General features: G+C 62.3%; 17 protein-coding genes and 1 pseudogene. 7 read left to right on the top strand and 11 right to left on the bottom strand.

The annotated features are described in order from the left end of the window. Positions 1-18: 18 nt before the first annotated feature. The gene (locus MFF62_RS24365; protein WP_238265694.1) at positions 19-996 is read left to right on the top strand and encodes a quinone oxidoreductase family protein; all 978 of its coding nucleotides are present in this window, start codon (positions 19-21) and stop codon (positions 994-996) included. A gap of 135 nt (positions 997-1131) precedes the next feature. Then, positions 1132-2037: a ketopantoate reductase family protein gene (locus tag MFF62_RS24360; protein WP_238265693.1), complete on the top strand. Its 906-nt coding sequence runs from the start codon at positions 1132-1134 to the stop codon at positions 2035-2037. A 19-nt stretch (positions 2038-2056) separates the two neighbouring features. Here MFF62_RS24360 and MFF62_RS24355 read toward each other — a convergent pair whose 3' ends face one another. Beyond that, complete coding sequence (locus tag MFF62_RS24355; protein ID WP_238265692.1) at positions 2057-2932, bottom strand: alpha/beta fold hydrolase; 876 nt, start codon at positions 2930-2932, stop codon at positions 2057-2059. Between the two features lie 259 nt (positions 2933-3191). Between MFF62_RS24355 and MFF62_RS24350 the strand changes: the two are divergent. The 3 genes and pseudogenes from MFF62_RS24350 to MFF62_RS24340 all read left to right on the top strand — a co-directional run. Further along, positions 3192-3782, top strand: a pseudogene (locus MFF62_RS24350) (helix-turn-helix domain-containing protein); the annotation flags it as partial. A gap of 683 nt (positions 3783-4465) precedes the next feature. Next, positions 4466-4888, top strand: coding sequence for a hypothetical protein (locus tag MFF62_RS24345; RefSeq protein ID WP_238265691.1), 423 nt, complete (start codon positions 4466-4468; stop codon positions 4886-4888). Between the two features lie 71 nt (positions 4889-4959). Then, positions 4960-5568, top strand: a complete 609-nt coding sequence (locus tag MFF62_RS24340) for a nitrogen fixation protein NifQ (protein ID WP_238265690.1) — start codon at positions 4960-4962, stop codon at positions 5566-5568. Positions 5569-5572: 4 nt separating this feature from the next. Here MFF62_RS24340 and MFF62_RS24335 read toward each other — a convergent pair whose 3' ends face one another. Continuing rightward, on the bottom strand, positions 5573-6517 hold the full coding sequence (locus MFF62_RS24335; RefSeq protein ID WP_238265689.1) for a histone deacetylase family protein: 945 nt from the start codon (positions 6515-6517) through the stop codon (positions 5573-5575). Between the two features lie 240 nt (positions 6518-6757). On the opposite strand from MFF62_RS24335, the gene MFF62_RS24330 reads away from it, so the two are divergent. After that, positions 6758-7669, top strand: a complete 912-nt coding sequence (locus MFF62_RS24330) for a LysR family transcriptional regulator (RefSeq protein WP_238265688.1) — start codon at positions 6758-6760, stop codon at positions 7667-7669. Between the two features lie 65 nt (positions 7670-7734). Here the strand turns inward: MFF62_RS24330 and MFF62_RS24325 are convergent, their stop codons facing one another. The 7 genes from MFF62_RS24325 to MFF62_RS24295 all read right to left on the bottom strand — a co-directional run bounded on the left by MFF62_RS24325 (position 7735) and on the right by MFF62_RS24295 (position 14494). Further along, a complete protein-coding gene (locus MFF62_RS24325; protein ID WP_238265687.1) occupies positions 7735-8937 on the bottom strand; it encodes an NAD-dependent formate dehydrogenase in 1203 nt (400 codons plus the stop codon). 192 nt (positions 8938-9129) lie between these two features. Next, a complete protein-coding gene (locus tag MFF62_RS24320) occupies positions 9130-10356 on the bottom strand; it encodes a DUF2325 domain-containing protein (protein WP_238265686.1) in 1227 nt (408 codons plus the stop codon). Between the two features lie 147 nt (positions 10357-10503). Next, entirely contained in the window at positions 10504-10704 is a 201-nt protein-coding gene (locus tag MFF62_RS24315) for a hypothetical protein (RefSeq protein ID WP_238265685.1), read from the bottom strand. 12 nt (positions 10705-10716) lie between these two features. After that, the gene (locus tag MFF62_RS24310) at positions 10717-11523 is read right to left on the bottom strand and encodes a major royal jelly family protein (RefSeq protein ID WP_238265684.1); all 807 of its coding nucleotides are present in this window, start codon (positions 11521-11523) and stop codon (positions 10717-10719) included. 249 nt (positions 11524-11772) lie between these two features. Continuing rightward, positions 11773-12480, bottom strand: a complete 708-nt coding sequence (locus MFF62_RS24305; RefSeq protein WP_238265683.1) for an RraA family protein — start codon at positions 12478-12480, stop codon at positions 11773-11775. Positions 12481-12527: 47 nt separating this feature from the next. Beyond that, positions 12528-13502: a hydroxyacid dehydrogenase gene (locus MFF62_RS24300; RefSeq protein ID WP_238265682.1), complete on the bottom strand. Its 975-nt coding sequence runs from the start codon at positions 13500-13502 to the stop codon at positions 12528-12530. 14 nt (positions 13503-13516) lie between these two features. Continuing rightward, entirely contained in the window at positions 13517-14494 is a 978-nt protein-coding gene (locus tag MFF62_RS24295) for a Bug family tripartite tricarboxylate transporter substrate binding protein (protein WP_238265681.1), read from the bottom strand. A 92-nt stretch (positions 14495-14586) separates the two neighbouring features. On the opposite strand from MFF62_RS24295, the gene MFF62_RS24290 reads away from it, so the two are divergent. Further along, entirely contained in the window at positions 14587-15501 is a 915-nt protein-coding gene (locus tag MFF62_RS24290; RefSeq protein ID WP_238265680.1) for a LysR family transcriptional regulator, read from the top strand. A gap of 466 nt (positions 15502-15967) precedes the next feature. On the opposite strand, the gene MFF62_RS24285 is transcribed toward MFF62_RS24290, so the two are convergent. Then, positions 15968-17707 carry a phospholipase D-like domain-containing protein gene (locus MFF62_RS24285; protein WP_238265679.1) on the bottom strand — a complete coding sequence of 580 codons (1740 nt, stop codon included), beginning with the start codon at positions 17705-17707 and terminating at the stop codon, positions 15968-15970. Continuing rightward, entirely contained in the window at positions 17704-20499 is a 2796-nt protein-coding gene (locus tag MFF62_RS24280; RefSeq protein WP_238265678.1) for a hypothetical protein, read from the bottom strand. The genes MFF62_RS24285 and MFF62_RS24280 overlap by 4 nt, the downstream gene beginning before the upstream one ends. Between the last annotated feature and the right edge of the window lie 292 nt (positions 20500-20791).

The raw sequence follows: 20791 nt of genomic DNA, 5'->3' as shown, positions 1-20791 counted from the left end.
ACGGTACTGAGGCGACTCATGAAAGCGGTGATGATCGAAACCGGCGGCGGGCCGGACGTGATGCAGTATGTCGAGCGGCCCACGCCGACGCCGGGGCCGGGCGAAGTCCTGGTCAAGGTGGCTGCCGCCGGCGTGAATTTCATGGACATGGGCGTCCGGCAGGGCCATTTCTGGACCGAACTGCCGTATCCGAAGGTCATCGGCGTGGAAGGTGCCGGACGTGTGGTGGCGGTGGGCGAGGGCGTGCACAACCTGGCGCCGGACCAGCGCGTGGCCTGGGCCTACGCGCCCGGCAGCTACGCAGAAATGGTGACGGTGCCGGCTGCCGCGCTGGTGCCCGTGCCTGACGGCGTCGACGACGAGACAGCAGCATCGATCATGATGGCCGGACTCACGGCCAGCCACTTTGCCACCGAGTTCTATCCGGTAAGGCCCGGCGACATCGCCCTGGTCCACGCCGCGGCGGGCGGAGTTGGGCTGCTGCTCACGCAGATCATCAAGCTACGGGGTGGCCGGGTGATCGGCCGCGTGTCGTCCGATAGCAAGACCGGCATCGCTCGGGCGGCCGGTGCCGATCATGTCATCGTCGACAAGACTAGCCAATTCGCCGCCGAGGCGATCCAGTTGTCTGGCGGCGAAGGCGTGGATGTGGTCTTCGACGGCTCCGGGCCTGCAACGTTCCAGGGTTCACTCGATGCCTTGAAGGTAGCCGGCACGCTGTGCTGGTACGGCCCGGTTCTCGGCGGGCCAGGGCTGCTCGACATCATGTCGCTGCCAAAGAGCGTCAAGATCGGCTACGCCGTCTATGCCCACCATGTCCGCACGCCCGAACGCCTGCAGGCACGTGCTGCGCAGTTGTTCCAGTGGATCCTGGACGGCAGGCTTCAGCCCAACATCGGCGGCCGATATCCGCTCAAGGACGCCGCGCGTGCGCATGCCGATATGGAGAGTCGGGCTACCACGGGCAAGCTGCTGCTGGTGCCTGATCACGATTAACGGGCGCGGTTGCGCACCACGCTTTGCGCATACGCACTGCGCCCGCTGTTGCTTCGTCAACTATGCGCTGGGGCGGGCCGTTCCTTGACACGCCACGTACGCGCGGCATGTGTCGATCCTTGCAACGGAGGGCGGATGAAAATCACTGTTATCGGCGCAGGCGCCGTCGGCTGTTTCTATGGCGCCATGGTGGCCAAGGCCGGTTTCGAGACCGTGCTGGTGGGCCGGCCCGCCCACGTTGATGCCATCCAGCGGAGCGGCCTGCGTTTCGAGTCGGCGGCATTCGACCAGCACATCGCCATCGGCGCCAGTACGAGCGCGCAGGCGGCCAAAGACGCAGATATCGTGCTGCTCTGCGTGAAGTCGACCGACACCCTGAGCGCAGCCAACGAGATGCGTCCGTTCCTGAAACCCGGTGCGGTGGTGATATCGCTGCAGAACGGCATCGACAACGTGCCATTGCTGCAGGAAGCGTTGCCATGCGAAGTTATTCCGGCCGCCGTCTACGTAGCCTGCGAAATGGCCGGCGCGGGACACCTGAAGCACCACGGTCGTGGCGAACTGATTATCGGTATGTCGCGGGGCAGTGCAGGCATTGCGCGACTGTTCTGCGAGGCCGGCGTGCCAACGACCGTCTCGGCGGACGTGATGGTGCCGCTATGGGACAAGCTGGTGCTGAACTGCGCCTACAACGCGCTATCGGCAATCGTCCGTCTGCCCTATGGCGACATTCGCGCAGAAGCCGCGGCGGACGACACGATGCGCAACCTGGTTGCGGAATGCCTGGCCGTGGCCCACGCCGAGGGTGTCGGCATGGACCTGGACACAGACCGCCAGATCGAGCGCATCCGCCAGACCATTCCGGCGGGCCAGTGTTCCTCGATGGCGCAGGATCTTTCGCGCAAGCGACCCACCGAAATCGCATCGCTCAACGGCACCATCGTCCGGCGCGGCCTGTCACACGGCATCGCCACGCCGATCAATCAAGCCATGGTCGCGCTGGTGACGCTACTTGAAAAACACGCGGGACAAGGCGGTTAGCCGCCGAGAGCGGGGCGGCTCAATCGTCAGCGGCGTCGATGAAATAGTTAGCCATCACGCTAACAAACTGATCGGGCGTCTCCGAAAACGGAAAATGGCCGGCCTCGTCAAACTCCACCAGCACCGCGCCCGCCACGCCACGCGCGATGGCCCGGCTGGCACGCGGCGGACATACCCAGTCGTGCCTGCCAACCAGCACCAGGGTAGGCACGTCGATCTCGCCCAGACGCGGCCGCAAGTCATAAGCGGGCGCCACTACCGTCATGAAGTGCCGCATCATGTCGACCGACGCAATGCTCAGGGCCGTGAGGCGCGGCGGCACATCCATATGGTCTGGCGCCGCGTAATACGGACCCACTTGCCGAAAAAACGCCTCGACGCTTTCCGCGCTGATATCGCCGCCAAACACCCGCGCCGCCACGGGCAGAGTCTCCGGGCCAGCGCGCGACGCCAGCGATGGCGCCGGCTCGCCGCCATCGTCCACGATCGGCTGCACGGTCGGCGAGCTGCTGCACAACACCAGCCCACGCACCAGCGCTGGATGCCGCAACGCCAGATGCATCGCCACGAACCCGCCGGCCGAGTGGCCAAATACATGCACCCGCCGCATCCCCAGATGCACACAGAGCGCCGCCACGTCATCGGCCATCTGCTCCAGTGAGCAGGTTTCGAGCGCCGGCCGCCCGGAACGCCCCTGACCACGCAGATCGACATAAAGCAGTTGCGCCTGATCGCGAAGCGCGGAAAGACCAGGCTTCAGATAGCCATGATCAAATCCCAGACCGCCATGGATGGCCACGAGGACCGGCTTTTCCACCAATTCTTCCCGCGCAGGACGAAATCCCTCGCCGTCGATGTCGAAAAAGATGTCGGTGCCGTTGAGGGCTGCATGCATGGAGATTTACGTGCGGGGTTTTAAGGTGGTTCAGGGTGGCAGAGGTTGAGATGCAGGGTTTTGGGATTTGCACGGTTTGGGGAGATTGGCATCGTGAGTTGGGGGGATAAATGGATGCATTTTTTATTTAACATAATATATATTATCCATCCGATGAGTTGTTGGCCGTTTTTAGTAATGTCACCTTTGCGGTGATTAGAGATGTCACCTTTGTTGTCCCGTAGGCTCCGAGATTCACCGGCCGCTACGGGAGGCAGCGATGCACGGACAGGGATTGGTGACCATGAGCATGCGTGAGTTGGACCGCATGAAGGTGATCCAGGCTGTGGCCGACGGCCATCTGGCGCGCTGGCGAGCTGCCGAGCGTCTGGGCATCAGTACCCGGCATGTCAGGCGCCTGGTCCTGCGGCTTTTGGAGGACGGCCCCGGTGGACTGGTATCGCGCAAGCGCGGGCGTTCCAGCAACCGCCAATTGCCTCCCGGCCTGGAGTCCCGTGTCCGTGGCCTGATCCGCGATAGCTACGCCGATTTCGGGCCGACGCTGGCGGCCGAGAAGCTGCGCGAGCGCCATGGCATCGAGATGTCGCCGTCTTGCGTACGCCGTATCATGATCGACGCCGGCTTCTTGGTGCCCCGCAAGCTGCGTCCGCCCAAGGTGCATCAGCCGCGCAACCGCCGGGCCTGCCTGGGCGAACTGGTGCAGATTGATGGCAGCGACCACGCCTGGTTTGAGGACCGGGCGCCGGCCTGCACGCTGCTGGTCTACGTCGACGACGCCACGAGCCGGTTGATGCAACTGCTGTTCGTGCCAACCGAATCGACGCTGGCGTACTTCATGAATCCCAAAGCGGAACACAGAGCCCGTGATGCCGGGCTCTGTTCCGAACTATCTGCCTGCCCTGCTCTGCCCTTACGCCATTTCAGGGATAGCCTCGTCGGCCACCGCGACTTTCGTCTCCTCAGCCACCATGTTTTCCGCGATTTCGCTCTCGCCCTCCGCAACCATATCGCCCAGACCGATGACGACCGTGATATTCGGCGTCCAGTTCTTGCGATCAGTGCTGGCCTCGGCAAACGTCGTCACCGTTGCGGTATAGCCCTGCGCTCGAAGGTCGTCGGCCAGCCGGCGCGCCCGCGGTTCCAGCGCTGCTTGCGGATTCTCTTCGGTGATATCGAGTACCAGGCTGGTCTCGAATTCTTCCTTGCCCTTCTGGATGGCCGTCTGCATGGCCTTGAGCTGCTTGTTCGCCAGCACGACGATCTTGCTGTACCTGGATTCTTCCTGGCTGGCGCGGAGTGCCTTGGCGGCATTGATGATTTCGGTGCGGTCCACGAACATGGTTGCCTTTCGAGATAGGGAGACAAAGCGCGGGCGCCGCACGGAGGCTTCAGTAGCCAAGTTTTCCGGGGTGCGGCGAGTACTGTATAAATATACAGTACCGGTCAACTGGCCTGCAAGTCATAAAGGGAAAAAAAACGGGCGGTTCGTCCTCTTCGGCGTGGCGTTCCAAATCGCCGTGCGAGAATCCGCCGATGCCCGCCCATGTCAATCGACCGATGAAGACATTCCGCCTCCCCCTCGCCGTATTACTAACTACCATCGTGGCCGTGGCAGGCTGCTCGGACCGCAATTCATCCTCTCAGAAGAATGCGGAAAACACACCGATGTCAGCCAGCGCACCGCGCACTGACGCATGGCTCGGCAAATGGACGGGGCCCGAAGGCACGTTCCTTGAACTGGCCGGCGGCCACGGCAAATACGACGTCACCGTGCAGAATCTCGACGGTCCGCGCAAGTTCGAGGGCCGGTATGCCGACGGCGACATCGAATTCGAGCGCGACGGCACCAGGGAAACCATCCGCGCCACCAATGGCGCCGAGACCGGCATGAAATGGCTCGCCGACAAGAAGAACTGCCTGACGGTCCGCGCGGGCGAAGGCTACTGCAGGGACTGAACCCGCGCAGCGGGACAACCGTGAATGCCGGGTATTTGACCACCGCTATATACGAGCATATATTTCGGTGCATGAACCGATCGCTGCTCCTTCTTGATGCCTTTGCGTCGCACCCCGGCGACAGCGTCTCGCGTGCGCTGTCTGGCGTGCTCGAGAGTGCTGCCAGCGGCCGCCTGCCCCGGTTTGCGCAGTGGCTTGGGCTGCCGGGCGCCGAATTCCGGGCCATGCTGGACCATTATTTTCCTGGTGCGGCGCGCAGCGGATGGGCACCCGACGCCGAACCGGTCGAGGCGATGGAGATGCCGTGCGAGTTTGGCGACCTTGTGGACATGCTGGTTGACGGGCAGACGCCGGGCGCCGACGCGCTGGCGGTGCGATGGGCAGCGCATGCCCTGGCCTGCGGCTGCTTCGGCAGCACACATCTGTGGCAGGACATGGCCCTGTCGGGCCGTGAAGACGTCTCTGCGCTACTCGTAGAGAACTTCCGCCCGGTCTTCGACGCGAATATCACAGACATGAAATGGAAGAAATTCTTCTATCATCGTGTCTGCGAGCGGCTCGATATTCATCCATGCCCCGAGCCGTCCTGTTCGGGCTGCGAGCATTACACCCGGTGCCATGGCCCTGAGGTGCGCATCGATATCCATCCGCTGAAGGCAGCCGGTCCGGCGACGCATTAAAGCGCTACGCGGCTTCGGCTTGCATTAGCGCGCCGACATGCGCCACCGTACTCGTGGCCAACGCATCCAGGCTGTACCCCCCTTCCAGAATCGACACGATGCGGCCGTCGCACGTCTTGTCGGCAATCTGCATCAATTCCCTGGTGACCCAATGGAAGTCGTCGTCCTCCAGGTTCATGCCTGCAAGGGGATCCAGGCGGTGTGCGTCGAATCCAGTGGACAAAATGAGAAGCTCAGGGGCGAACGCCGTGAGCGCAGGCAGTACATGGGCGGAAATAGCCTCACGGAATTGCGTCGAATCGCAACCGCGCGGCAATGGAACGTTGACGATATTGTGGTTCACCCCGGTTTCGGACCGCGCACCGGTGCCGGGATAGAACGGCGACTGGTGGCTGGACGCGTAGAACAGCTCCGGACGGTTGAAGAATGCGTCCTGGGTGCCATTACCGTGATGCACATCGAAATCGACCACGGCGACGCGTTCGAGTTTATGCACCTCGTAGGCGTAGGCTGCCGCGATTGCCGCCTGGTTGAAAATGCAAAAGCCCATCGCCTTCCCGGGTTCGGCGTGATGGCCGCACGGCCGCGTCGCGCAGAACACGTTGCGGGCCTGGCCGTCCATCACGGCGTCGACACCCGCGCAGGCCGCGCCGACGCAGCGCATGACGGCTTCCCATGAACCCGGCGACATGATGGTATCGCCCGCGTCGAGTGGCACGTATCCGTGGGTGGGAATGCTCTGCTCGATCTCGTCGATATAGTCCGCATCGTGGATCAGTCGCAACTGCTCGACGGTGCCCATCGGCGCGTCGCGCCATGCCAGCGACGCAAAATCCGGTGTTCGCAGCGCCTGCACCACGGCTTTCAGGCGCTCGGGCGACTCGGGATGGTGCGGACCGGGGCGGTGCTCCAGACACGCGGCGTGGGTGTAGATGATCGTTGTTGTCATATTCGGCTGTCCTCGATTTCAACCGGCGACGGTCCCTGTATCGCATACCGGCGAGCCACGCCAATCAGCATGGCGCCCGACTGGTATGTAATATATCAGAACATTTCCGTGCCGTCGTAACCTGTGCAACCGGGTGCACGGCGATCCCTTCCGGCTCAGATATACGATATATTTGGCAAAATATAACGGAGCTGCGTCCGCGAACGACCTTGCGGCCAGCAGCCAGCCAAGGAGACGCAAATGTTCATCCGGCAACTGAGCTACGTGGTGGCGCTCGCGAAGGAACGTCACTTCGGGCGGGCGGCGGCGGTTTGCAATGTGTCCCAGCCTGCCCTGTCCGGGGCCATCCGGGGCATCGAGGAAGAGTTGGGCGTGGTGATCATCCAGCGGGGACGCCGCTTCGAAGGCTTTACCGAAGACGGCGAGCGCGTGCTGGCCTGGGCGCGGCGCGTGCTGGCCGACTGCGAACATCTGCGCCAGGACGCGCGGGCGGGCCGTGAAGACCCAGCCGGCGTGCTGCGCATGGGCGTGATACCGGCGTCCCTGCCGCTCGTGCCGACGCTGACGCAATATTGCCTGGAGCGCTACCCACGCATGCGGCACCAGGTCTACACGCTTTCCGCCACCGAGATCCTGCGCAAGCTCGGCGATTTCGAACTGGACATCGGCGTGAGCTATCTCGACGACGAACGACTCGGCAGTTTCCGTACCTTGCCGATCTTTTGCGAGCGCTACGTCCTGGTGGCCGCCGATGCCGAAATGTTCGAGGGCGCGGAGACCGCCTCGTGGGAACACGCGGCAACCCTGCCGCTCTGCCTGTTCAGCGCCAACCTGCAATGCCGGCGCGGCATCGACGCTGCTTTCGCCGCAGCCGGCAAACTCGCCGCCCCGGCCGTGGAAACGGATTCCATGACGGCGCTATACGCCCACGTCAAGCGCACCAGGCTTTTCAGCATCCTGCCGCACAGCGTTCTGTGCCTGACGGAAACTTCCGAGCGGCTGCATTCCATCCCCATGATTCCACGACTGGAGCGGCAGATCGGGCTCGTCTATCGGGATCAACAACCGGTTGGCCCGATCATGAGCGCTGCCCTACGCGGCTTCCGGGAGCTCGATATGCAGGGGCGCATCGACGCCCTGCTTGCGAATTGAAACCTTGGCGCCCGGCAGCATCATTGCGTTGCCGGGCGCCAGGTCCGATGGTCTGGCCTGCGCTCCTACTTCTGCCGGAACCGGGCGGCCTCTTCCGACCCCTTCGTGGCATTGCCCGCGCTATACGAATGCGCGCCCACACCCGCCAGGCTGCCGCCCTGCACGATCAGGTACTCATTGCGAATGGGCCGACCCTCGAAATAGCACTCCAGGATTTCTCGCGTACCCGCCGCATAGCGAGCCTGCGCCGAAAGGCTGGTACCGGAGATATGCGGCGTCATGCCATGGTGCGGCATCGAGCGCCACGGGTGATCGGCCGGCGCGGGCTGCGGAAACCATACGTCGCCGGCGTAGCCTGCAAGCTGCCCGCTTTCCAGCGCCGCCACGACGGCATTGGTGTCGCAGAGCTTGCCACGAGCGGTGTTGATCAGGTAGGCGCCGCGCTTGAACTTCTTCAGCGAATCGGCGTTGATCATGTGCTCGGTTTCGGGGTGCAGCGGACAATTCAGCGTCACCACATCGCACACGCGGGTCAGGCTTTCGAGGTTGGTGTGGTGCGTGAGGTTCAGTTCCCGCTCCACAGCTTCCGGCAGGCGGTGGCGGTCCATGTAGTGCAGCTTCATGTCGAACGGCTTGAGCAGGCGCAGCACGCGCAGGCCAATCCGCCCGGCGGCCACCGTGCCGACATGCATGCCTTCGACGTCGTAGGACCGCGCGACGCAATCAGCGATATTCCAGCCGCCCTTGGTCACCCAGTTGTACGACGGAATGTAGTTGCGGACCAGTCCCAGCGTCATCATCACCACGTGTTCCGCGACGCTGTTGCTGTTGCAGTAGGTCACCTCGGCGACGGTGATGCCACGATCCATCGCTGCCTGCAGATCGGTGTGATCAGAGCCGATGCCCGCCGTCACGATCATCTTCAACTTCGGCGCCCGGGCAATGCGTTCGGCCGTCATGTAAGCCGGCCAGAACGGCTGGGAGATCACGATCTCGGCGTCATGAAGCTCACGGTCCAGGACGCTACCGGCGCCATCCTTGCTGGATGTCACCACTAGTTCATGGCCATTGGCTTCCAGATACTTGCGCAGGCCAAGCTCGCCGGAGACGCTACCCAGCAACGTGCCCGGCGTGAAGTCGATGGCGCGCGGCGTCGGCAGCGTCTGCCCGTCGGGGTAACGCTCAAGCTGCGGCAGGTCATCACGCGCATAGCTCTTGGGATAGCCCTTGACGGGGTCATCGTAGAGAACACAAACAATCTTGGCCATTCTCGTATCCTTGCTGGGGTCCTGATGATCGATGCCACGCTCTTCGCGGGGCGGGAGGTACAGTCCGAAACTGCACGTGACCATCTTGGGACACACCCCAAGGGCATGACCAATCGTTTGATTTGATTTCCTGATCGGCGCCGCTTATCAAGGCGCCAAGCGCCGGCGCGGCAGCGATGGATTACCGCTGACTCAGGCAAGGCGTTCCATCAATTCCAGGAAGCTGGCGACACTCGCACTGCGCAGCGGGTAGTAGCGAATGCCTTGATGCTGGCAGACACGCTTGAGCATGCTGACCGAGTCGTGATCGACGCAATCGACCGGAAAGACCACCATGTCCGCCGACGCGATCATGGCAGGCAGGCGTCCCTTGCGGTCTTCGAGCCCGCCGTCGTGATCCTGGAAGCCGCCCCCGGCACGCTCGACCAGTGCCCGGATAGTGGAAGTCGTGCCAGGCCGGCCACCCACGTAGACAATCTGCTTGTTGGCCAGCGCAAGCCCCTCATTGCCGCGAGCCTCGCCGGAGGCATGAAATCCGGCGACCAGCGCCTCCATCGCGAGTGCTTCCGCACGGCTGGACTCCAGTTGCTGGCGCAGGCTGTCGAGTTCCGTCTGCATCGCTCGCATGGATTCGTTCGCATGCGCCTCGCGCGCTTCGGCTGTGGCAATCCGCTGCAATTGCGCAGTGATCAGTGGCTGCCGATCAACCATATCGATGACAGGCACCGGCGCGGCAGCGTTTTGCCGGCCACGGAGCATCGCCAGTTCATCCTCGGCCTGCCGCAACGCTTCGGCCTGCTCGCTGGCCATGCCCTGAATGCGTTGCTGCTGCCCGGCTACCTGCTCCTTCAGCGCCTGATTCTCGGCCTCCAGGGCAACCAAGCGGCGGATGTCGGCCCGATTGGCGGCGCCGACCAGATGCGACAGCATATGAACATCGCCGAACGCCTTTCTTCGGACATCCGGCGAGGTTGCCGGATGGGTCATGGCGGCCCAATAGGCCCCTGGCACATCGCCACTGGCCAGCGCGTGGTTCCAGGCGGCCAACACCGCTTCGGCATCCGTCGCCGCTGCAAACTGCCGGATCGCGGTGCTGTGGCGCTGCTCCAGCGCTTTCTGAATGGCGCGGGCCGCCAGTCCGCCCCGCTGCGCAAGGCTGACCGCCTCGTGATGGACCTCGATGTCGTCGGCATCCTTCGCCAGAGGCGCGACACCCTGGACGATCTTGCGCAATTCACCCGTCGACAGGCAGGTGCCAATGATCGAGCAGTGAAAATGGGGATCGAGGTCGGCCAGACCTACGCGGCGGCCGATGGCGGCGCGCGGCGCGGGTGCAGGCGTACAGCAGCCAGCGGCATCGAGGCTGCGCGCAACACCTTGTACGCTGGTGCGCGCGAGGGCAAACGGCGGTCGTTGCATGGCGTCTGGCAGCTTGGAACTCGATCGGACGGGCGTGTTTTTGGACGCGCGTCGAGGCGCGCACCGTTATATATTAACCTACATAACGGTGCGGCGGAGTTGCCAGACTACGAAACGACCCTGGCTACGAACCGGGCCGTGATGGCTTTACCGATGGTCGATTGCCGACGGCTGTGCCTGGACCTGCATCTTGTAGATCTTCACCGGGTACTCGATCTGTGCGGGAGCACCAGCCAGGTTGGTGGACGTACGGTCGAGCTGCGCGGCAGGCATGTACAGGTTGCCGTCGTTTGCCACCCACATCGCGTCAATCCAGGTCAGGCGCGGATCGGAAACCAGCGTCGACACCTTGCCGTCGGATTACACACGCATGACGCTCCGGTTGGTGACCTTCGACATATAGATGTTCCCTTCGGCGTCGATGGCGCTGCCGGCCGCCATCCAGGTATCCACGACCTTTTCGACCGCTGCCGACAACTTGTCCGCCGGCACGCCCGGGTCGTTGATCAGTGCGGTCGGCACGCGCGCAAGCGGGCCGCCGATGGGCTGGAAGTACAGCCATTTTCCATCGGGGCTCACCTCGATCTGGTCGATGTTGACGTACTTGCTGTAGGTCGGCTTGCCTGCGCTGTCAGGGATCGGGTCCTTCAGGCGGATGACACGTCCGCCGTCGGCGATCATCGCGTGAGCGGCAATCGTGGAGGGGTGGTTATCGAGCACGCGGTGCATCGCCCCCGAATCGAGATCCAGCACGACGATGCCGGGATGCGTGGCCGCCGCATCGCTGATGTAGGCCTTGCGGCCGTTGAAGCGGATATCGTTGAAGTAGCTGTACTCGCCGATGACCGATGCCGGCGCCTGGTAGGTGCGACGGATCCGGTTGGTCTTCAGGTCGATGCTAACGATCTTGGCGGCACCGGGCACGGCCTTGCCACCTACGCGGAAGCCGCCCGCGTCGACCACCCACAGGTCGCCGTCAGGGCCAATACGCACCGTATTCACGTGCAGCAACGTGGCACGCGGATCGGCACCGTCCTTCCAGAGGCTCCACTCCAGGTTGGGATACGGCACAAACTTGCCGCACTTCAACTCGGCCACCTGAGCGCCGGGGCCCTCCACCTGCGGCATCGATACGAACAGGCGGCTGCCGTCGGCTGTGGTCGCCACCGCGCGTTGACCACGCGGTCGGAGCTGGCCACCTCGACCACGCGGGCGTCGTGTGCCGTCGGCATCGAGTCAGTGGTGGCGCAGGCGCCCAGCAGTGCGATGGCAGGCAGCGCGATCAGCGCGCTGCGCAGTAAATGGCGGGCGCCGATTGGCTTGCGATGGATGCTCGGTCTTGCTTTCATGGTGTGTCTCCTCTTCGATCCATGTTGTGGTGTTGTGATGCTGCGTGGTGAAAATGCGGCGGATCGCCTAAACCGGCAGGCCCTTGGCCCGCAGCGCGGCGTCGAAGCGCTCGGGGTCCGAGGTGCCGGCGGCGTTGTCCGCCCGAATCTTGGCTTCCTTGGCCAGATGGGCACGGCAACGTTCGAGCACGGATGCGGCTTCGGCCGCCGGCACGGCAATCACGCCGTCGGCGTCGCCCACGATCAGGTCGCCCGGCATGACGGCCAGGCCTGCGCACGACACTGGAATATTGATTTCGCCAGGACCATCCTTGCTCGGGCCGCGATGGGTATGGCCCTTGGCGAAGATCGGCATGCCCTCCTCCGCCCATTCGCACAGGTCGCGCACCGCGCCATCGATGACCAGCCCGCCGAGCTGCTTGGCCACGCAGGTGGTTCGCATCAGCCCGCCGACCAGCGCCTGCGTGACATCGGCACCGCCATCGATCACCAGCACGTCGCCTGGCTTCACCATCATCAGGGCCTTGTGGATCATGAGGTTGTCGCCGGGACGCACGCGCACGGTCACTGCAGGACCGCACAGCACTGCCTCCAGCCGGCGATGGTATTGGCGCAGCCCGATCGTGCCGATGTTGCGGCTCATGGAATCGCCGATAGCTGCGACGGGAATCTCCCGGAAGGCCGCCACGATGTCAGCGTGTGGGCCTTCGGCGCGCGGATTGATGCGATAGCCGGCCGGCCACTGCACGGGCGAGGTGTTGTCGGATGAGGTCATGTCGGTGTCGGTGGAATGAATGATGGGAACGGTGGGAATGATGGGAATCAGGAGAACAGCGCCTGCGCATTGACGCAGGCGGCGCGATCCACGGGTTGGCCGTCCAGCCAGCCGAGCACATTGCGCGCGGCGCCAGTGGCCATTGCGGCCAGCGCGGCGGGCGTGGAACCCCCCACGTGCGGTGTCAGCACGACGTTCTTCAACGTGGCCAGCGGGCTGTCGGCGGGCAACGGCTCGACGGCCATCGTGTCCAGGCCGGCCGCGAACAGGCGCCCATCCTGCAGCGCGGCGGCAAGCGCGGTCTCGTCGACCACTTCGCCGCGCGCCGTATTGACCAGGATGGCACCCTTCGGCAACAGGCTGAACTGCGCATCGCCAAGCATGCCGCGCGTATGGCGATTGAGCGGAACGTGCAGGCTCAGGACATCGGCGCGCGGCAGCAACTCGTCCAGCGACGCCGCGATGGCTGCGCCCTCCACTGGGCTGCGCCCGCCGGCCAGCGCCGGATCGTAGGCCACGACATCCATGCCCAGCGCCATGCAGACCGTAGCCACCCGCTGGCCAACCTGGCCGAAGCCGATCAGGCCAATGGTCTTGCCCTGCAACTCGACGCCGTCCTGCGCACGCGACCAGCGGCCCGCATGCAGTTCGCTGTCCATCCAGCCGATCCGCCGCGCGGCCGCGAACATCAGGCCCAGCGCCATCTCCGCCACTGATTGCGCATTGGCGCCCGGCGTCACATAGACCGGGATGCCGCGTTGGGTGGCTACTTCCACATCGATATTGCTGACGCCAACCCCGTGTTTAGAGATGACCTTCAGCGTGGGACAGGACGCAATCGCCTGCCCGGACAACGTGACCGTGCGCGAAATCACCGCATCCACGGGCTCGGTGGCCATGATGCGTTCGACCTCCTGTTCGGCGTCGGCCGAGGACAGGTAGATGACGCGTGCGCCGGCGCGATCCAGCAGGCTCGCACCCGCAGGTGCCAGCCGGGGAGCGGTGACAAGAATGGTATGCATGGGTAAATCCAGATTCAGTCGAGCTTGATGTTGGCGTCGCGAACCAGCGTGCCCCACTTGCGGTGTTCGGTGCGCAGGTAGTTGGCAAACTGCGCCGGCGTACTCCCCATCGCGGCGCTGCCTTCCAGGGCAAGCTTGTCCTGCACCTCCGGCGTCGCCAGCGCCTTGCGCACTTCGGCATTGATCCGCTCGACGATGGCGACCGGCGTCTTTGCCGGGGCGACCAGTCCGGTCCAGGTGATGGCCTCGAAGCCGGGATAGCCGGATTCGGCGATGGTGGGGACGTTGGCGAGTTGCGGCGCATTGCGAACACGCTGGGCGGAGCTGACCGCCAGCGCACGCACCTTCCCGTTCGTCAGTTGCGGAATGGCGGCCGCGGTATTGGCGAAGTTGAATTCCACCTGGTTGCCGAGCAGATCCATCATCGCGGGGCTGGCCCCCTTGTAGGGCACGTTCAGCAGCTTGAATCCGGCCTGGCGCTCCAGCAGTTCGCCAGCCAGATGCGAGACCGTGCCGTTGCCTGGCGTGCCCATGCGCAGCACTTCGGGCTTGGTCTTTGCCGCCGCCACTGCATCCTTCAGTGTCTTGTACGGCGACGTGGCATTGACCAGCAGCACCACGGGCTGCGACGCCACGGTGGAAATGGGCGCGAAATCCTTGAGCGGATCGAACGGCATCTTCGCGTACAGCGCAGGATTGATGGCCAGGTTGGCCGTCTGGCCCAGGCCGATCGTGTAGCCATCGGGCGCTGCCTTGGCCACCGCATCCAGGCCGACGTTGCCCCCCGCGCCGGGGCGGTTCTCCACGACCACGGTCCAGTGCGCCTGCGTGGACATCTTCTCGGCGATCAGCCGTGCCACGGCGTCGGTGCCGCCGCCCGGGGGAAATGGCACCACGAGGCGGACGGGACGCGACGGCCAGGTATCGGCATGCGCGCCAGTGACGCCCAGCGCCAGGATCGCCGCAGCGAGAAGAATTCGGGATTGCTGCATCGTGTCTCCTTTCGTTGTGGACGTATTCTTGCGGCCCCAAGTCATTCCGTCTATTTGCTAATATTCATCCATCAATTCCTGTGAGTTATGAAATGGATATCCAGCTCCGAGACCTGAAATACTTCGAGGCGGTGGCGGAACTCGGACACGTCGGGCAGGCGGCCGAAAAGCTCGGGCGCACGCAGCCGGCGCTGACCAAGGCGATTCAGCGGCTGGAGGCTGCCTTCGAAAGCGAACTGTTCGAGCGCAAGGGACGCGGCATCCAACTCACGCCAGTGGGCGAGGTGCTGCTGGCGCGGGCGCGCATGCTGCGGGGCGCCGCCGACGAGGCGCTGCGCGAGGTGGGAGACTTTGCCAAGGGCAATGCGGGGCATGTGCGGATCGGTAGCGGGCCGATTGCCGCCGAGCATGTGCTTCCCGAACTGTGCAATCTCCTGCTGGGAGAAGCCCCGGCCACGACGATCGACATCACCGTGGCGCCTAGCCTGGTTTTGCGCGAGCGCCTCAAGGAAGGCTCGCTGGACCTGCTGATCGGCATGATGGCCGAAGAGGACGATGCGCTGGTCAGCCATGCCATCGTCGAAGACGTCGTGGTGGTGGTGGCCAGCCGTGGGCACCCCGTCTTCGACTTGCCACGCGTCACCCTCAAGTCGCTATTGGGATGGCATTGGGTCTTGCCATCGACATCCATTCCGAGCCGCCAGTGGCTCGACGCCGCCTTCCAGTCGCACGGCCTGCCCAAGCCGTCCGCGCAGATTGGCGCCAACTCGATTCCGTTGTTGCCGCGCCTGATTGCCAAGACCGAACTGCTGAGCTTTCTGTCGCGGCACACGCTCAATGAACATGCGCAGGTGCTGAGCGAAGTGCCGCTGAAGGAAGCCACCCTGCGACGCAAGCTCGGCGTTACCTATCGGCGGCACGGCTACCTGTCGCCGGCCGCGCTTCGCTTGCTGGCACTGCTGCAGGACCGAGGCGAAGCGCTGTTCAGCACAGGGTTGATGGAGTGACGGGGCAGCCAGGGACGCCCAGCCCGCCACTGACGTGCCCCCTCACCCTGCTTCACGAGCATGGATTGCACGGGATCGACCAACGCAGCGAACGCCTGCAACGGCAGCACGTCTGGCGGCGTGTCTGCGGGAACGTGGTATCTGCCCGCGGCTTGCGAGATAGGCGCCTCCGGCAGCACTACCGCCTGCCCGGCCGGCGTCGCCTGGTTCATGCAGGCGACACAGAGCCCCATGGATGCCCTCCTGGGGGGAAGGCCCTCCCGCTGAAAGCTCGCTGCGTGAGGTCGGTCAACTATTGACGAAATCAGGTTTTCTCCGGCACGGCGGAAGCGTGGCGGCTCGCAATCAACCATTGCGAGCTTGCCGCTCCTGCCCTGCCACTACTTTTCCACGGCATGATTTGAAATCTGGCGACGCTTTCAAGAGCCATCAGGATCAACTGCCAGACTCCACAACGCATCCATCTTCAGCCGCCCGATGAGCGACTTGATGAACGACTGGTTGCCCGGGTCGTTCGAGAACGCCGGCGCCGTGGGGTCGCTCGTGAGCGTTGCGGCAAAAGTGGCCATATCCACGTCCGAAAATTTCGTGGGACGAAAAGACACCTGCTTGCTGTTCTCGATGGCCATCCCGAACCTGTCTGGATCGCCCCAATATCTGCAGGCAGACAGAAAATCGTCGAGATCACGGTCCTGCAATGGGCTGCGGCTGATCCCTTGACGTTGAGCCTGCGCTTCCAGATCCGCTTGCGCAAGTCCTTTACGAACATCTTGTTCTGATCATAAATGGCGATATCGCATTCGCTGTCATGCGAGTAACCGCGGCGATTGCAATTCGCCGACCCCGTGATCAGCAGTTCGTCATCGAAGATCCAGGTCTTGGAGTGGATGTAGAAAATGCCGCTCCAGTCGTTGCCGCCACAACCCACAGCCCCCTTGGTCTTGTATTGGCAGACCTCCACCTTGTCGGGGGCGGCTGCCACCAGTTGTGAAATGAAATTGCTGCGATGCTGCCAGGCCGTCCCCTGGAACTCGTCGTTGATGTCGTCGACACGCGTGCAAAACAGGATCAGCTTCTTGAAAGCGTCTTGCTTGACCTTGTTGACCAGCAATGCCAGCATGGATTCCAGGTTACCCATCGGGCTATCGCACACAAGGTATTGGTCTTCCATGTAAATGAACTTCTTCGTCGTCTCCAGCGCCTGCTTGACCATGTAATAAATGCCGGTGTGGCCGTTGGGTGCAAACGAATAAGTCTCGCCCTGCTTCAACCCTTCCTCGATCAGCTGTTTGGCCCCGGCTTCCTTTCCCACGAAGAAATCGTTGCCAATCATGGTGTAGACGTGCGGCGAACTCAGCAAATCGACACTATCACTGGATAACTCCACGCGATGCGGTCCATGCACAACCTGCCGGTTCGGGCATGAAAAGCGGGGCAGCAATGGAAAGAATGGATTGCTCCGGCGCGGATTGCCGTAAGTGGTGCCCACCTGTACCAGGAAGTTGCCGCTCTGCGGGGCCGTCGTTTTCAGTTGTTCCACCGGCTTCAGGTAGGCATTGGTACTGCCAATCCTGGCAAACACCTGGGTGTGTTCCCTGTATCGCTGGTGAAATATGGAATACAACTCTGCCGCCGCATCGCCCATGAGTTTGCACTGGACCTCGCACCATTTGTCGCGAATACGGGATGTCTCCACGTCGCAGGTGCCCGAATACGCTACCAATCCCTTTCTGGCGTTGTAGACGAGCACCATTTTCTGGTGATGTGTGCCATTCAGGTATAGATACCTGGAGTCATTGATCGCGCAGCAATGATTCAAGGTATTGAGCTTCGCGACCAGATCGAACCCGCGTTTGTACCTGTCAGCCGGCTTGGGTGACGGATGCACGTTCAGCAGTACGCGGCAATTCACGCCGCGGTTGTCCGCCTCTTTCAGCAGATCAAACCAGGTCTTGTCCCCGTCGCCGGGCTTACGGGCCGGGCAGCTCTTTTCCTCTTCATTGTTCGGTTGAACAGGCATCGGCGTATCGCCGTCGGCGTCAAAGCCAATCCAGCAGATGGTGTCTCCCGTGGCCGTCTGTTCCACTTCCTTGCGCAGGTCGGCATAGTATTCATCGGCATCGACAAACGACTGTACCCAGGCGTTCTTGCAAATGCGGCCAACGCCCTTGCCGGAATCGGTCGAGAACCATTCCTCCCCGCTCATAGCTGCCTGCCGGTCTTGGGGTCGTATTTCACCTCCACTGGTACCACCTGATCGGTCGGCAACACCTCGATCCATTGGCTGATGGTTTCGAAATAATCTTCCACCACCGCCTTGAATCCCCCCTTCAAGGGATAGAAGCCGTGTTCATATACTTTCTCTATTGGTGTGGCCAGTACCTTGTTGTCGTCATTGATCTCTTCCTTGGGGTATCTGGATACCGTCTTTGAAACGTCTTCCTTGTAGCTAACCTCCGCGCAGAGAAACTCCAGCGCCTGCCTGATCGTGACCGGAGCGGGCGCGGTGTCCGCGGAAATCGCAGCCCATTCAGCATCCGTGAACTGGCGCGGCACCTTGCCGGACCCCAGGTACACGTTGATCCGCACCAATTCGTCATCAGGCGCGGAGTAAATGGCGTCCAGCCCGTCCGAGCCCTCGACATTCACGTTCTGCAGCCAGGCGATCGCAGCCTTTTCCTTGCCCGGGCGAATCGGGATCACGGCCTTTACCCAGGGGGCATTCAGGAAGGCATTGCGAAGATCGTCGCCGTCCAGTTGCAGCATCCAGCCCAGCGAGCTTCCCAATGGGGCCGGGTCCGATTTTTCCGTGATGAAGTAATTGTCCGAGCGCTGCTGCTTGTCCGACCAGTTCACCAGGGAGCCATTGATCGAGTCGGCAATGGCAGCATCCCCGATGTTCAGCCTGCTGCGTTTTCTGGGTTTCCACCATTCTGGCGCGACAAAATAGAGCATCTTGTCGATATCGAAGATCGAGTTGATCAGCTCCGAGAGCACGTGGCGCGTTTCAAAGCCCGTCTGTGTATCCGGCAGGTTCTTGTAATGCTGCTCCGTCATCAGCGACTTGATCAGGTTGCGGTACACGATGGTCCGCTCTTCTTCACGCAAATCCTCGAATTTCCGTTTGGTGATCTTGCTGGCCAGCGCGATTCGATCCGAGGCTGTCTTTCGGAAAGCCTCCTCCTGCTTGCGCTGGTTTTCGTTGTCGGCGACGAGTTTTGCGGAAATCAACGCATCGTTCGCGGTTGCAATTTCGCTCATCTTCGCATCGTTGAGCTTGCAATCGATGCTGCCGCTGACCTTGAACCGGATCCGTCCCTCGTCCCAGGCCAGTCCTCCGCCACCAAGAACCAGGCCAACGTCCACGTACAGTCCGTCGTTCGTGAGCTTGCCCCTGGCCGTGATTCCCTTGAAGAATTCCGAATCGTCGTCCTCCATGACAACGACCTCCTGCGCAATATCGATGACGACACCCTTGTTCTGGACTTCGTAGCCGTCCGGTATCGACGGTATGCCGATGGTATTGAGCCGGTGAAAACCATCCGGTCCATTCCACTGTCGCTGGTTTTCGGGGAAGAACCATTCCATTTCACCAGTGAAACCGACCTGGATGGTCTGCGGCGGCATGGGGATCAGCTTGGGGTTCGGCACCAGTACCAGGTCCGCCGGCGTCGCGATATGCACGAGATCCGGCAGCCCGAGTTGCATGCCCGGTTCGTCCACGAAGGATTCCCAGCAGAGGTACGAGCCAATATCCTGGATCTGCACGCCGACCTGACGCATCTTGCGGCGCAGCTCGTAATTGATGAGTTCGTTGGTGGCGTTATTGAGCAGGTAGCGTTTGCTGGTCGTATCGGTATTTTCGGTAACCGTCCGGAATGACGTCTTGAAGTTCTGGCGAATTTCCGTCGAGAGCTTCTCGGTCTGCTGGCGCGAGCGCTTCTGCGTCTGCTCGCGGGCTACCTGCTGGGTCTTGTCGAGGTTCAGGCTGCCCGTGGCCGTGGCATTTCCCGTGCCCCAGGACTGGTTGACCGTGGTGCTGAAACCCAGCTTCATGTCATCCTTGTTGTCCTGTTTGACGGCTTCGCTGATTTCTTCCTGGCTGGTAGTGCTTCGTTCGGTCTTGGTAGTGGTTTCTAGCGAGGTTTCGATGGTCTTTTCGGTGATGGTCTTGCGCGTGCTGACCTCGATCAGCTCCACGCTCGAACCCGGGCTTAGCCAGACGTGGCTGACGGGCGTACCGAGAAAGGTATCGAGTTCGAAGAAATACTGACGATAAAGGTGGACGACACCCACCGGCGAGAGGCTGACGTCCTTGATGTCCTTCTTCGGATCGAAGCTGAGATAGGGGTCGTTGTAATCGCCCTCCCTCACGGCGGCCATCACGTCCTCGTTGGGTGTCCTGGCGAAATAGAACAAGGCCTCCAGCTTGTCGAACAATGCGTGCTCGACATAGCCGATCAGCGCGCCGGCAATGGCTGATTCTGTCTTGAGAACGTCCACCACTTCGGATTGCAGCGCGGGGTCCTGCCTGCCGCGATGGAGCTGTGCGTACTGCATGCATCGCTCGCGGAACGCGCCGGCATGGAAAGAAAACACGTCTTCGTTCAGGATACGTTTCAGGCTGTCCGCGTTGATGAGCTTGCGCCAGCCGTCGGCATCAGGAACTTTCTCGGCTTCACCCAGCAGTTTCGAAATCGATGAAAGCAGGACGCTGTCCGTTTGCGGGCGCAGGGTGAACCGCCGTTCCACGCCCGGCTGGTAATTGTCCCGATTGATGGTGCAGGCGTCGAAACGCGCGCTGATAATGCCCTGATAGCGTCCGGCCAATGCGGCAAGCCGGGACGACGGACCAGTGATCATTCCCTTGTTCATGCGCTTCAGAACGCGCTTCGATTTCCAGCCGATCAACGGCTGGTAGACGCCAAAGAGCTCACTGGCGTAGGGAAGAACGGACGTGTAGTCCGACAGGTCAATAATGCGCTTGTTCGTGGGCATGGCGCCTCCCGAGCGTAATGCAGGAACAGTGGACTTAGGCCTCCTTTGCGGAAGCCGGCCGTTACGACCAGTATTTGCCGATTGGTATTTGGATACAGCCGTTGAGCAAATTCGTCGCCAGACAGGTCCTGATCCCCGAGCGCATGTTTGCCCCTTGTTCTTCTGAGCTTTAGCAGGTTTAGGGGATGGGATAGGAAATCGCAAGAACGCCGCACTCGTCCGTCATGAAAGATGAGCAGATCAGGGGACAGTGGATTTTAGTTCTCCGATATGGGGCGGCTCAAAAAGCGAA

Source organism: Cupriavidus pauculus (assembly GCF_022179805.1).
Taxonomy (GTDB): Bacteria; Pseudomonadota; Gammaproteobacteria; order Burkholderiales; family Burkholderiaceae; genus Cupriavidus; species Cupriavidus pauculus_E.
Note: the sequence above shows the minus strand (reverse complement) of the source record. Positions and strands in the feature narration are given on the sequence as shown.